This window comes from Flavobacterium sp. (assembly GCF_031411595.1).
Lineage (GTDB): Bacteria > Bacteroidota > Bacteroidia > Flavobacteriales > Flavobacteriaceae > Flavobacterium.
In genome coordinates this window covers 53,998-68,554 of record NZ_JANOBI010000033.1, presented here as the reverse complement: position 1 = coordinate 68,554, position 14,557 = coordinate 53,998, and the positions used below count along the sequence as shown (strand labels likewise).

Annotated in this window: 10 protein-coding genes; 7 read left to right on the top strand and 3 right to left on the bottom strand. The window is 40.8% G+C overall.

Going from position 1 to position 14,557, the window contains the following annotated elements; all coding sequences use genetic code 11:
* The first annotated feature begins 98 nt into the window (after positions 1-98).
* From infC to RMO03_RS07555, 5 genes are all read left to right on the top strand, one after another.
* Entirely contained in the window at positions 99-650 is a 552-nt protein-coding gene (gene infC / locus RMO03_RS07575; RefSeq protein ID WP_309641490.1) for a translation initiation factor IF-3, read from the top strand.
* 241 nt (positions 651-891) lie between these two features.
* Positions 892-1,089 (top strand): 50S ribosomal protein L35, encoded by a 198-nt coding sequence (gene rpmI, locus RMO03_RS07570; protein ID WP_007810722.1) that lies wholly within the window; start codon positions 892-894, stop codon positions 1,087-1,089.
* Between the two features lie 108 nt (positions 1,090-1,197).
* A complete protein-coding gene (rplT, locus tag RMO03_RS07565) occupies positions 1,198-1,542 on the top strand; it encodes a 50S ribosomal protein L20 (RefSeq protein WP_309641487.1) in 345 nt (114 codons plus the stop codon).
* Between the two features lie 289 nt (positions 1,543-1,831).
* Complete coding sequence (locus RMO03_RS07560; RefSeq protein WP_309641486.1) at positions 1,832-3,424, top strand: ELWxxDGT repeat protein; 1,593 nt, start codon at positions 1,832-1,834, stop codon at positions 3,422-3,424.
* Positions 3,425-3,834: 410 nt separating this feature from the next.
* Positions 3,835-5,358: a DUF4394 domain-containing protein gene (locus tag RMO03_RS07555; RefSeq protein ID WP_309641485.1), complete on the top strand. Its 1,524-nt coding sequence runs from the start codon at positions 3,835-3,837 to the stop codon at positions 5,356-5,358.
* A gap of 225 nt (positions 5,359-5,583) precedes the next feature.
* On the opposite strand, the gene RMO03_RS07550 is transcribed toward RMO03_RS07555, so the two are convergent.
* The 3 genes from RMO03_RS07550 to RMO03_RS07540 form a co-directional block, all read right to left on the bottom strand.
* On the bottom strand, positions 5,584-7,254 hold the full coding sequence (locus RMO03_RS07550; protein ID WP_309641484.1) for a S8 family serine peptidase: 1,671 nt from the start codon (positions 7,252-7,254) through the stop codon (positions 5,584-5,586).
* Between the two features lie 85 nt (positions 7,255-7,339).
* Complete coding sequence (locus tag RMO03_RS07545) at positions 7,340-8,182, bottom strand: isoaspartyl peptidase/L-asparaginase (protein ID WP_309641483.1); 843 nt, start codon at positions 8,180-8,182, stop codon at positions 7,340-7,342.
* Between the two features lie 89 nt (positions 8,183-8,271).
* Complete coding sequence (locus RMO03_RS07540; protein ID WP_309641482.1) at positions 8,272-9,144, bottom strand: cyanophycinase; 873 nt, start codon at positions 9,142-9,144, stop codon at positions 8,272-8,274.
* Positions 9,145-9,559: 415 nt separating this feature from the next.
* Between RMO03_RS07540 and cphA the strand changes: the two genes are divergently transcribed.
* Both cphA and RMO03_RS07530 read left to right on the top strand, forming a co-directional pair.
* Positions 9,560-12,184 carry a cyanophycin synthetase gene (gene cphA / locus RMO03_RS07535; protein WP_309641481.1) on the top strand — a complete coding sequence of 875 codons (2,625 nt, stop codon included), beginning with the start codon at positions 9,560-9,562 and terminating at the stop codon, positions 12,182-12,184.
* Between the two features lie 183 nt (positions 12,185-12,367).
* The gene (locus RMO03_RS07530; protein ID WP_309641480.1) at positions 12,368-14,500 is read left to right on the top strand and encodes a DPP IV N-terminal domain-containing protein; all 2,133 of its coding nucleotides are present in this window, start codon (positions 12,368-12,370) and stop codon (positions 14,498-14,500) included.
* The last annotated feature ends 57 nt before the right edge of the window (positions 14,501-14,557 follow it).

Here is a 14,557-nt window from a genome sequence, read left to right as displayed (position 1 = left end):
AGCGTAACCATCGAAGAATTTGCGAAAATTGTTCAAGATGAAATCGACAAAACATTAAAAGTTTTTACCGTTTAACTTAAAATAATAAAGTCATAGCAATACGAAGTAACAAGGGTTATCAACCCAGAGTAGAGAAAAAGGATGCGCACCGAATCAATAATTTAATTCGTGGTGTTGCAGAAGTAAGACTTGTTGGGGACAATGTTGAGCCAGGAGTTTTCAAACTATCCGACGCTTTACGTCTCGCCGATGAATTTGAATTGGATTTGGTGGAGATTTCACCCAACGCCGATCCGCCGGTTTGCAAAATCATCGATTATAAGAAGTTCGTTTACATGCAGAAAAAGCGTGAGAAGGAACTCAAAGCGAAATCTACTCAAATCACTGTCAAAGAAATCCGTTTCGGACCACAGACTGATGAGCATGACTACGAATTTAAAAGAAAAAACGCGGAGAAATTCCTAAAAGAAGGTTCTAAATTGAAAGCATTCGTTTTCTTTAAAGGACGTTCAATCATCTATAAAGACCAAGGTCAAATTCTTTTATTAAGACTGGCTACGGATTTAGAAGAGCATGGAAAAGTTGAAGCAATGCCGGTACTCGAAGGAAAGCGAATGATTATGTTTATCGCGCCGAAGAAGAAGAAATAGGGCCGAGCGTTAAGAAAATGTCCCGTGGACATTTTTAGCGAAGGAGCCAGCAGGCGCGTTGGAGTTATTACCCTTTTTTTCTAGAAAAAAGATAGGAAGGAAAGCCGGATCAGCTTCTAAGAAAATAAAATAAAATGCAGGTGGTGAAGAAACAGATTGCTTCGTGCCTCGCAATGACAGATAAAGAGTGACAAACTCGTAAAGATAGTAAGTAAGAATAAATCAAAAACAACTAGGAAAAATGCCTAAAATGAAAACCAAATCTAGCGCCAAGAAACGATTCAAAGTTACTGGTTCTGGAAAGATCAAAAGAAAGCATGCTTTCAAAAGTCACATCTTGACTAAAAAATCTAAGAAACGTAAATTAGCTTTGACACACTCAGCGCTAGTACATTCTACAGATATGAAAAGCATCAAACAACAATTAAGAATCATCTAATTAATTATTAGTGTTTCTTTAGGTTAAAAATTATTTAAATAACCTTGGAGTACGGCCTTAAGTTCCTTGATTCAATTCGGACGCCTGCTACAAAAAAACAGAAAAATTATGCCAAGATCAGTCAATTCAGTTGCTAAAAGAGCAAGAAGAAAAAAAATCATGAAGCAAGCCAAAGGTTTCTTTGGTCGTCGTAAAAACGTTTGGACAGTTGCTAAAAACGCAGTAGAGAAAGCCATGTGCTATGCTTACCGCGATAGAAAGCAAAACAAGAGAAACTTCCGCGCTTTATGGATTCAACGTATCAACGCTGGAGCCCGTTTAGAAGGAATGAGTTACTCACAATTTATGGGAAAAGTGAAAGCCAACGGTATCGAATTGAACCGTAAAGTTTTAGCCGATTTAGCAATGAATCACCCAGAAGCTTTCAAAGCTGTACTTAATAAAGTAAAATAAACGTTTTATCAACAAGATTTAGAATTACTTACTATAGAGAAACCCGTTCGAAAGAGCGGGTTTTTTGTTTTCTATTAAGGTACTAAGGAACTGAGGTGCTAAGATTCTGAGGTTTTGGGCGTGCCCACAAGGGTCAGGCTATCCACTCCCAATCTTTTGTGGCGAACACCGCCACAAAAGGATTTCCGCTGCTATCCTTCACGCACCCCACACAAAATATACGAAGTTTATCGTATTTCAACTTCCAAAGCCATTGCCGAATTTTACAATATCCTAAAATGGCATTCACATGAAAAAAATTATTTTGTTATTAGTCGTATCAGTTGCCGCAAACGCACAAGTCCTAGTTAAAGACATCAATCCGCTCGCACCCGATTCCGGTGTTACACAAATTACAAACATCGGCGATATCGTATACTTTTATGCCGACGACAGCGTACACGGATTCGAACTTTGGAAATCCGACGGCACCGATTCCGGCACTGTCATGGTCAAAGACATCAATCCTTCAGGCGATGCGGCGGTATTCGGCCTGATGGCTTTCGGAAACACGCTTTACTTCCGTGCTACTGATGGTACGAATGGCGTCGAGCTATGGAAATCCGACGGCAGCGAATCAGGAACAGTGATGGTTAAAGATCTCAATCCCGGAACCGAAGGTTCATTTCCAGTAAGTTTTACACCTATGAATGGCGTCCTTTATTTTCAGGCAATAACCGCCAACGAAGGCCGAGAACTTTGGAAAACCGACGGCACATCGCTAGGAACAGTCATGATTAGTGACATCAATGGTGGGATCAATGATGGCAATCCGGCCAACTTCACCGTGGTTGGATCCACATTGTTTTTTACCGCATACAATAACAGCGGCGGCGAGCTATGGAAAACAGATGGCTCAACGGTTGGAACGGTAATGGTCAAAGACATTCGTCCTGGCTCAGCCAATTCGCAAGCATTCAACCTGATCGAATTCAACGGCAGCCTTTACTTTTCTGCCAATGACGGCACAAACGGTTACGAATTCTGGAAATCCGATGGGACAACCACAGGAACGATTCTTTTCAAAGACATCAATCCCGGTGCAGGCAGTTCTTATCCGTCGCAAAGCATCAAGCACAATAGCAGCTTATATTTTACCGCAGATAATGGCATTAACGGTGTCGAGCTCTGGAAATCCGACGGTACTGCTAGTGGTACCATTTTAATCAAAGACATCAATCTAGGAACCGAAACAAGCGATATCGGAAACCTCGCTGAGATTGGGACATCAGTATATTTCCACGCGACCAACGGCACCAGTGGTAAAGAACTATGGACAACCGATGGTACAGATGCTGGGACTTCCCTGATTAAAGATATCAATCCTGGCCTCGGAAATGCTATTGCTTACCCAAAAAGCTTTACCGATGTAAACGGTGTATTATATTTTGTAGCTGACAATGGCTCAAACGGCTTTGAGCTTTGGACATCCAACGGTACAACAGCCGGAACAACAATGGTCATGGATATTTTTAGCGGGGCAACAGGTGCAGTGCCTTCCTTCTTAGTCAATGCAAACGGAACATTATATTTTTCCGCTGCAGATGGTATTTACGGAAGAGAATTGTGGAAATTAGCGCCCAACTTATCTACTTCTCATTTCGATGGAAGTCAAACAGCCATCTACCCGAATCCAGCGTCAGATTACGTAACTATTGAAAGCGCCGTAGATTTTGATTCTTTAATTATCTATGATCAGTCGGGGAGACAAATCAGAATCGAAAATTTTTCTCCTGAAAAAAACCATTCCATAACCAACCTTAAGTTTCAAAAAGGCATTTACTTAATCAATACTTACAATCGCAAACAACTCACAAGCTCGAAAAAAATAGTAATTGAATAACAAAACATATCATTCTAGAGAAACCTGGTCATTAGATCGGGTTTTTTTTCTGGGAGTTACTGAGTTGCTGAGTTCTTTTGGGGTACGAGGAAATTCTTCTTTCAGTTCATATTCGTTGTTCTGAGTAAATGGTTTCCGGAGTTTTTTCAGTTACTCAGCAACTCAGGCACTCAGCAACTTTTTTAGAGGGCGTGCCCACAAGGGTCAGGCTATACACTCCCAATCTTTGCAGCCGAACAACGGCAACAAAGGATTTCCGCTGCTATCCTTCACGCGGCATTTCATACTGTTGAAATTCCCTTTTAAAAAGCTGCTCCATCTTTAGTTTTCATAAAAATCATGCGGTTCAAAACCAAATGTTAGTTCCTTCCGTAGATAAGACAATACTAATACATCAAACAATTATAATTATGAAAAAAACAATCCACTTCATTTGCTGTCTGGGCGCAGCATTAATGGTATCAACTTTCACAAGTTGCAGTAACGACAGTAACGACGACACTAACCCAACTGTTGTAAAACCAAATCTCGAATTCTACGGACTTACTTCCACCAATGCACTCGTAAAATACAATGCGAACAATTCAACAACAGCAATCAGCAACACTCCCATAACAGGTTTACAAGTTGGGGAAAACCTACTAGCAATTGATTTCCGACCGGGAACAGGCCAACTCTATGGACTTGGTAGCACAAGCCGATTGTATATTATCAACAAAAACACTGGAACAGCAACCGCTTTAGGTACTGCCCCTTTCACACCAGCTGTGACGGGTACTCTAACAGGTTTCGATTTTAATCCAACCGTTGACCGTATTCGCGTAGTAACTTCAAGCGGGCAAAACCTCAGATTGCATCCAGAAACCGGCCTTGTGGCAGCAACTGATGGCAATCTAAATCCAGGAACGCCTAATATAGGTTCAGCTGCTTACTCAAACAACACTTCTGGTGCGTCTGCTACCGACCTTTTCGTCATCGATTATACTTCAAGTATGCTCTACAAACAAAATCCGCCTAACGCAGGTACACTAACTTCAGTAGGAAGCCTTGGCCTTTCAGGAACTATAACTGGAGATGGTGGTTTTGACATCGATGCTAAAGATGGTATTGCTCTGGCCAACATAACCACTGATGGCATGGATCATTTATACCAAATCAATCTTACCGACGGTAAAGCAACCGATTTGGGCATGCTAGCCACTTCAATTCGAGGATTGGCTATTCCAACAGCTCCCGTTGCTTATGCAGCTGACGGTTCGAACAACTTGCACATTTTCAATTTCATGAACTCAGGAACCCCAATAACCAAAGCCATCACAAATCTTCAAGCTTCTGAAACCATTCTCGGAATCGATATGCGTCCAGCAACAGGACAACTCTATGCGCTTGGCAGCACAGGAAGAATTTATGTATTAAATACTGCAACTGGAGCTGCTACTATGATAGGAACAGCACCAGCAGCGACACTTGATGGAACTGATTTCGGTTTCGATTTCAATCCGGTACCCGATCGTATTCGTATCGTGAGCAACACCGGACAAAACTTACGCGTAAATCCTAACGATGGCTTGCTTGCAGCAACTGATACAGCTTTAAACCCGGGAACACCAAACGTAACGGCTGTGGCTTACACAAACAGTTTTCCGGGCACCACTACTACTTCACTTTTCGATATCGATTCGACAACCGACATGCTATACCTTCAAAATCCGCCAAACAACGGAACATTAACAGCCGTTGGACCATTAGGAATAGATGTAACAGCAAGTAACGGTTTTGATATCGGAGGTACTTCAAACATGGGGTATGCCCTTTTAACCGTAGGTGGAACCAACGGAATCTATTCAATCAATACTACCACAGGAGGTGCAACATTGCTTATGACTTTTCCAACAGCTTCAATAAAAGGTTTCGCAGTGGGTCTTGGTTTTTAATCCTAAATACAACTATATCTTAAAAAACCCGGAATTGTTTCCGGGTTTTTTATTTTTATAGCTTTTGGGCGTGCCCACAAGGGTCAGGCACCCGAGGCTGAAAGCCGAACTGGCGCAGCAATCCACTCCCAATCTTTTGCAGCGAACAACGCCACAAAAGGATTTCCGTTGCTATCCTTCACGCGAAATCGCATTTCAATTCACATTTTTGTGGATACCAAAATCTTATTCCCCATTAACCACTTTAAAAATCTTTTTATACGCCTGACTTTTAAGTGTTACAATATAATTCCCAGCAGAAAAAGAAAACGGAACCGTAGTAACGCCCGATTGAATATTTATCTTTTTATTTTCCACTACTTTTCCATCCATAGTAGTGATAATCAATTCAAATTCTCCTGTAAAAGTGCCATCAGAAATCACTTCAAGTTGCTTCAATTGAATAGGGTTTATGATTTTAAAATAAGCAACAGGAGCCGAACCTACAGCATCCAATCCTAAAGTTTGTTGCAGCGCAGCATAAGCATTCACTCTCCCATAACCCATATATTGATCGAATCCAGCGGTATCTTCAGTCGGATTTCCAACTTGATCTTGGGCAGTATTCTGGATAATTTCGCGCACTTGTGTTGGACTCAAATTCGGGTTATGAGCCAACATCAACGAAGCAATTGAAGCCACTAACGGTGTAGCCTGAGAAGTGCCACCCCAATAAGCTGAAGAACTGGTATTGCTAGTATGACTCAAACCATAAATATAATTTCCAGGCGCCACAACATTGATGTGGGTTCCATAACTACTACCACTGGTAGCACTCCAGAAAAAAGGTGCCGTTCTTTGATCGTTCGGATTGGTGGATCCAACAGCAATAATGTTCGGATAACTCAATGAGTAACCCGCTGGATAATAGGTTTGATTGGTGTTAAAATTCATCATACAAACCGTAAAAACCACATTATGAGTATTCATATACGCCATAGCATCCGAAAGCAATGTTGAAGATCCAGATCCTCCAATCGACATACTGATGACTTTCGCACCATTATCGACTGCGTAAAAAATAGCATTGGCCATCGCAGCATAGGTGCCCGAATTGGTGGCATCCAACACTTTCAATGGCATAATTTTACTGTTCCAATTAGCACCTGTAAATAATGAGTTGTTGTTGGCAATAGCACCAATAATTCCCGCAACATTACTACCATGACCGTGATCATCCGTAGGATTGTTATCAGCATTTACCCAATCCCAACCATTGATATCATCAATATATCCGTTGTTATCATCATCAATCCCATTGACAATTTCGTTAGGATTGGTCCAAATTCTCGAGGCAATATCAGGATGATTCATTTTTAGTCCAGAATCAGGAACAGCAATAATCATATTGGGATCACCCGTTTCGATGTCCCACGCCAATTCCATATCGACATCGGCATCAGCGGTAACGGTTCCAATTCCGGTTTGTGTTCCATTATTTAGTAGTCCCCATTGCTTGCCAAAATGGGTGTCATTTGGAATTGTTTCAGCAGCATTAGTTTCTATTTGTTCTCCTCCACCCATTGCGATATAATTGGGTTCAGCATAAGCTACAGATGCAATGCTTTTACATTGTTGTACCAAAGTAGGAATGTCTTTTTCTGTTTTAAATACAACCAAAAACGTCTTTGTAATTTGTGGTTGCCCTATAGGTTCTATAGCCACAACATCCCAATTAGAAAGAAACTGATCCAATTTTACATCACCCGTTTTCAATCGATTTAAATCCAATCGTTGCTGGTTAAAATAATATTCTTTGAGTTTAACAACTAAATTAGCGGCAGAACTCTTGGCTTGATTCTGTGCAATAACAACCGAGCAACAACAAAGAACAAGAAAGGTATAAAGTGTTTTCATGAGGCAAGAATTTAGTAATTTCGACTACCAATTTAACAAAAAAAAATACTCAATAGAGTACTTTTTATATTTATATCATTAATTATCAACTGAATACTTCTAAATGTTTCCCATCAAAACTCGCAAAAACCATACTTGGATGCGAATCTTGGTGAAACACATTTCCGTCACAATCAATGGCAATCGCTCCAGCAAATCCGTCGTAAGGTAAAAGTTCATCGAAGGTTTTGGCAAACGCATCTTTCAAAGGAAATCCATCGGTAACACGCGTTACGATTTTAGCCGCCGTAGCATTGCTGACGATATCTTCACCAACACCGGTTAAACTCACACCACAAATACTATTGGCGTAGTTCCCGGCCACCGTTGCAGAATCTGAAATGCGCCCCGGGATTTCGAAACCCTTACCACCGGTTGAAGTTGCCGCTGCTAGTTTTCCATTATTATCCAAAGCCACACAACCCACAGTTCCCAAACCAGCCGACTCTAATTTCGCTTCATATTCACTACGTCGTTGTGGAATCTCAGTAGAGAATTTTTCAAAACCATGCTGTCTTGCATAATTCGTAGCGCCACTTCCTCCCAAAACGCGATCCTCTTCTTGCATCAAAACTTCCGCCACTTGAATCGGGTTTTTGACTTCCTCAATATTAATCACGCCACTCATCTTCTGCGTTTCGCCATCCATCAAAGCAGCGCTCATCCGAATTTTTCCATCGCCTTGAATCTGAGAACCAATCCCTGCATTAAACAACGCATCGTCCTCCAAAAGCGACACCGCATACACCACCGTTTCAACAGCAGTATGCGTTTTCAAAAAAGCATATGATTCTTTTACAATACGTTCCAAAGCATTTTGCTTCGCGACTTTCGTTTCGTGATTGGTAGAAGATTCTGAGAAAAAACCGCCGTGGATGATGAGTTTCATTTAGATTGTAAGATTGTAAGATTTTAAGACCGCAAGATTTTAAAACGGTCGTATCTTACAGTCTTAAAATCTTACAATCTTATAATCCATTAAACATATTGCGACGACTTAATCGTCATCTTAAAAGTAGTCAAATCAAAAGTATCATGCATGCTGAGCACATGCGTTACCAAATGATTGATCGATATCGGTTGGCCTAATTCCACTTGCGTCAAATTGGTGTCTTTTATTTCTCGTCCATCGACTAAAATCACCAAACCTGAACCAATGGCTTCCATCTTGTGATTGTGCGTAATCAGCAAACCGGTGTCTTCTCCAAGTCCGATTCCTAAAACTTTTGGGTTGCCGACAACCGCTTGAAACAAACGTCCGATCCTACCGCGTTGCACAAAATGTGTATCGATAATCACGCCGTCTATGAGTCCCAAACCGCTCGTAATTTTTACTTCCCCTTTGAGCAAAGCCTCACTACTGCTGCCTTGATAAATCATATTGTTCGAAGCGGCAGCTGCTCCCGCAGAAGTTCCTGCATAAATAAACTCTTCGTTTTGGTATTTATCCAATAAAATATCATGAAAAGTGGTTCCTCCCAAAATCGATGTCAACCGCAACTGATCGCCACCCGTAAACATCACCACATCAGCAGAACGCAAACGGTCTAAAACATCAGCTTCAACAGCCTCTTCTCGTTTTTCTATATGCAAAACATCCACATTGTCAGCACCCAAATAATGCAGCGCTTTCACGTATTCCGGACCAATTTCTCTAGGGATTTTTGAAGCCGTCGTGATTACCTCAATGCGTGATTTTTCCTTATGTTTCGATTCTTCAATGATTCGCTTCAAAATTCCGGCCTCAAAAAAGTTCAAATTCTTAGCTGCATTCTTATCGATATCGGTTTCCGTAAAACTTCCTTTGTCAACGGCACCGCCTATTATGATTAATTTTCCTCGTATGTTCATCTGGTAAAAATAACCAAAAATTGAAATCCACCAAACCTATTTATAGTTTTTGAAGCAAATGTTTTCACGGTCTTATCAACATTTTTTAGGAGCTATTTACTTCGTCTGTTCGCTTTTTTAGGAGCTCGGGTCCCGCTATCCATTCCCAAACTTTGCCACCGAACAACGGTGTCAAAGGTTTTCCACTACTATCGGGGCTAGGGCTATCAGGCTCTAAAGAACTAGATTATAAGACTATAAGACTGTAAGATTTTAAGACGTTCATATCTTACAGTCTTAAAATCTTATAATCTTACAATCTAAAAAAAATAAATTTTGACAAACCAACCAAAAAATCTATTTTAGTAAACCAAATCTTCTTACATTTAACAAATTCATTAGCAAAAAGCAAATAAACTACGACTAAACTCTTCTCATGAAAATATTAAAAGTACAAGCGCTGCGAGGCCCGAACATCTGGAGCGTACAACGCAAAAAACTCATCCAAATGCGTTTGGACTTAGAGGAAATGGAGCAATATCCAACCAACAAAATCGACGGTTTCCGAGAACGCATCGAAGCGATGTTCCCCACCATGATCGAACACCGTTGCTCTGAAGGTGTCCGTGGCGGATTCTTTTCCCGCATAGAGCGCGGCACTTGGATGGGCCATGTCATCGAACACATCGCACTAGAAATACAAACATTAGCTGGTATGGAAACCGGTTTCGGACGCACCCGAGAAACCAAAACACCCGGAATATACAACGTCGTTTTTAGCTATACCGAAGAAAATGTCGGCATGTTCGCAGCCGAAAGTTCCGTCAATATTGCCGATGCTTTAATCAAAGGAGTCGAATACGATTTGGAAGCCGACATCAAAAAAATGCGTGAAATTCGAGAACGCGTTCGCCTTGGTCCAAGTACAGGAAGCATCGTAGAAGAAGCCGTAGCCAGAGACATTCCATGGATTCGTCTCGGAACAAATTCACTAGTTCAACTTGGCTATGGCATCAATCAAATGCGTTTTCAAGCGACGATTACCTGCAAAACCAGTAGCATTGCCGTAGACATTGCCTGCAATAAAGAACAAACCAAAAAAATGCTAGACGACGCCTCTATTCCAGTGGCCAGCGGTGGCATTTGTGTGGATGAAGAAGATTTGGAAGCGGTAGTTCGTAAAATTGGATATCCTATCGTACTAAAACCTTTGGATGGCAATCACGGAAAAGGGGCATCCATCAATGTAAAAACTTGGGAAGATGCCGTTGCGGGATTAGCCTATGCCAAAAAATACAGCCATCGCATCATCGTAGAGAAATTCATCACAGGTTTCGATTTTAGAGTTTTAATTATCGATAACAAACTTGTAGCCGCAGCTAAAAGAGTTCCAGCTAACGTGGTTGGAAACGGAAAAAATACGCTCCAAGAATTAATTGATCAAACCAATCTCGATCCAAGACGCGGTTACGGACACGAAAATGTGCTAACTCAAATTGATGTTGATAGAGATACTACCGATTTGCTAGAAAAATTAAATTATACTTTAGACACCGTGCCAAAAAGTGGCGAAACAGTCTATCTAAAATCAACCGCGAATCTCAGTACCGGCGGAACTTCCGTGGATGTTACCGATATGATGCATCCTGAAAACGTATTCCTTTGCGAACGTATTTCTCGTGTAATTGGTCTCGATATTTGCGGTGTTGATATTATGGCAGAAAACCTAACACAACCTTTAAAAGAAAATGGTGGTTGTATTCTTGAAGTCAATGCTGCTCCGGGATTCCGTATGCACTTGGCACCTTCAGAAGGTTTGCCGAGAAACGTGGCTTCACCAGTAATCGACATGTTGTATCCACCGGGAAAACCAAGTCGAATTCCAATCATCGCTGTAACCGGAACCAACGGGAAAACGACAACAACAAGATTGCTCGCACACATCGTCAAAAACAATGGTTATAAAGTGGGCTTTACAACTTCGGATGGAATTTACATTCAAAATCACATGTTAGAAAAAGGCGACACCACTGGGCCGGTTTCAGCAGAATATATTTTGAAAGATCCAACGGTTGAATTCGCTGTATTGGAAACTGCTCGCGGCGGAATTCTGCGTTCAGGTTTGGGTTTCAGTCGATGTGATATCGCTGTCATTACCAATATTCAGGAAGATCATTTGGGCTTGAGCGACATTCATACTTTAGAAGACTTAGCGCGTGTGAAAAGCACCGTTGTGAAAAGTGTCAAAAAAGATGGTTGGGCAATTTTGAATGCCGAAGACGAACAGTGCGTCAAAATCGGACAAGAATTGAGCTGCAACGTGGCTTATTTCAGCATGGATGAGGAAAATGAACTCATCAAAAAATTATGCAAAGAAGGTAAAATTGTTTGCGTCTATGAAAATGGTTTCATCACTGTTAAAAAAGGCGAATGGAAAATCCGTATTGAACGCGCAACACACGTGCCATTGACTATGGGCGGTAAAGCTAAATTCATGATTGCTAATGTACTCGCGGCTACTTTAGCGAGTTATCTACAAGGATTTAAAACCGAAGATATCAGTTTGTCATTGCAGACATTCATTCCGAGTGCAGCGCAAACTCCTGGTCGTATGAATATTTTTGATTTCAAGAAATTCAAAGTACTTATTGATTTTGCGCACAATCCATCGGGATATTTGGGTGTTGAAGATTTCTTAAGCAGTGTTGTTGCCAACAAAAAAATCGGAATTATTGCCGGTGTTGGAGATCGTCGTGATGAAGACATTAAAGAATGTGCAAAAATCGCAGGACGAATGTTCGACCATATCATCATCCGTCAGGAGAAACATTTGCGCGGCAGAACCGAAGAAGAAATCATCAATTTGATTCTCGATGGTATTGCAGAATCCGGAAGAAATGTGACGCACGAAATCATCACCAAAGAAGTCGAAGCCATCAAGCATGCCATTAACAGTGCCGAAGAAGGTACTTTTATTACGGCTTTGAGTGATGTGGTTACGAATGCCATAGAAATTGTTCAAGAATATTTGGATAAAGAAAATGAGCAAGATTTGAAATAAAAACTTTGCGTCTTTGCGCCTTTGCGTCTTTGCGAGCGAATTATTTTATCTCGCAAAGACGCAAAGGCGCAAAGAAAATTACTTTAATATAAACTGTAACAAAGGATACTGTTATTAGACCAACAAAAGTCTGTGACATTATCCTTTTTTTATACATTTGTTTCACACGTTAAAAACTACCATATGAATAAAATTTCCTTACTCATTCTAAGTTGCTTCATTTCTTTTGCCTCGTTTGGTCAAGCCAAAAAACTCACTTTAGAGGATGGTGTCTTACAACAAAATCGTCAGTTTCGCGCTGATAAATTGTTAGGTTTCCAATGGATTCCGAATACCAACAAGTATATCTTTTTTGCGGAAGGCGGAAAAAAACTAATGACCGCAAACACTGCTGATGCTAAAGCGACAGAGCTGATCACATTGGCGGATTTGAACAAAAATTTAGGAACTGATTTGAAATCATTCATCGGAATCGAATGGAAAGATGCCAATACAATGACTATTGCCAACGGCGCTAAATTTTTCGAATATAATGTCGCAACGCAAGCCAGTAAATTAGCAGGGACTTTTTCTGAAACTGCCGAAAATCAGACTTACGATAATGCTAAAGAAAACATTGCTTTCACGGAAAAAAATAACTTGTATTATTCGAACAGCAAAAACGAAAAAATCACGATTACTAGTGAGACCAACGAAGCCATTGTTTCAGGACAGTTTTTTGCACGTAATGAATTCGGAATTTCAAAAGGAATTTTCTGGTCACCCAAAAACACTAACATTGCTTTCTATCAAAAAGACCAAAGCGAAGTAGCCGATTATCCCATTTTGGATATCAACGAAACGCCTGGAAAATTAGAAAACATCAAATACCCAATGATTGGTCAGAAAAGCGAAAAACCTCGCGTTGGAATTTATAATTTAGCTACTAAAACAACGGTTTTCATTAAACCAAGAGGAAATGCAGACGATTATTTAACCAATCTTTCATGGACACCTGATGAGAAATTCGTGTTGATTGCGGAACTCAATCGCGGGCAAAACGACATGTCGTTGAATGTTTATGATGTGCAAACCGGCGCTTATGTAAGAACCATCACGAATGAAAAAAACAGCAATTGGGTGGAGCCGGAACATGAAGCATTTTTCCCCAATTCGAAATCGAACAACTTTGTTTGGTTTAGCGAAAAAGACGGTTTTCAAAATTTATACTACTACTCAATCGACGGAAAACTAATCCAACAATTGACCAACAATAAATTCCCAGCAAGAGAAATTCTGGGTGCCAATCCAACAGGAACAGAGATTTATTTCTCAGCTACAGGTGAAAATCCGACGAATATGCTGGCTTATAAAGTGACTTTGAAAGGCAAACAAACATTGATTACTAAAGATCAAGGCGTGCATACTGTTGTAGCAAGCACCGATTGGAATTGGTTTTTTGATGAATATTCAAACCACACTACGCCTTCAAAATCGTTGCTGTATGACAAAAATTTGAAACCTCAAACGATTCTTCAAAGCAAGAACAAATATGAGGGTTACGAAATGGGAACGGCTGAAATCAAAACGATCAAAGCGGCTGACGGAACTACCGATTTATACACGCGCTTAATCAAACCAAGCAACTTTGATGCTACTAAAAAGTATCCGGTTCTTGTGTATGTTTACGGTGGACCGCATGCGCAAATGATTACCAATTCTTATTTAGATGGCGCGAATTTGTGGATGTATTGGATGGCCGAACAAGGTTATTTGGTGTTTACGGTTGACAATCGCGGTTCTGACAATCGTGGATTTGCTTTCGAAAGTGTTATTCACGGACGATTGGGTGTCAATGAAATGGAAGACCAAATGAAAGGGGTTGATTATCTCAAATCATTGCCTTATGTCGACGGCAATCGCTTGGCGGTGCACGGTTGGAGTTTTGGTGGATTCATGACGACTTCGATGATGTTGCGCAAACCTGATGTATTTAAAGTAGGTGTTGCGGGTGGACCCGTTACCGATTGGAAATATTATGAAGTAATGTACGGCGAGCGTTATATGGACACGCCAACAGAAAACCAAAAAGGATTTGATGAAGCTAGCACTTTAAATTATGTCAAAGATCTCAAAGGCAAATTGCTTTTGATTCACGGCACTTCTGACGATGTGGTGGTGATGCAAAACAATTTCGCATTGATCAAAAAATTCGTGGAAGCCGACAAACAAGTCGATTTTTTCGCTTATCCGATGCACAAGCACAACGTTATTGGTAAAGACCGTGTGCATTTGATGCGCAAAGTGTTGAACTACGTTATGGATAATAATAAGTAGTTTCAGGAGCTATTTCCTGCTGTCCACTGTATCTTTTGCGCCGAACGCCGGCACAAA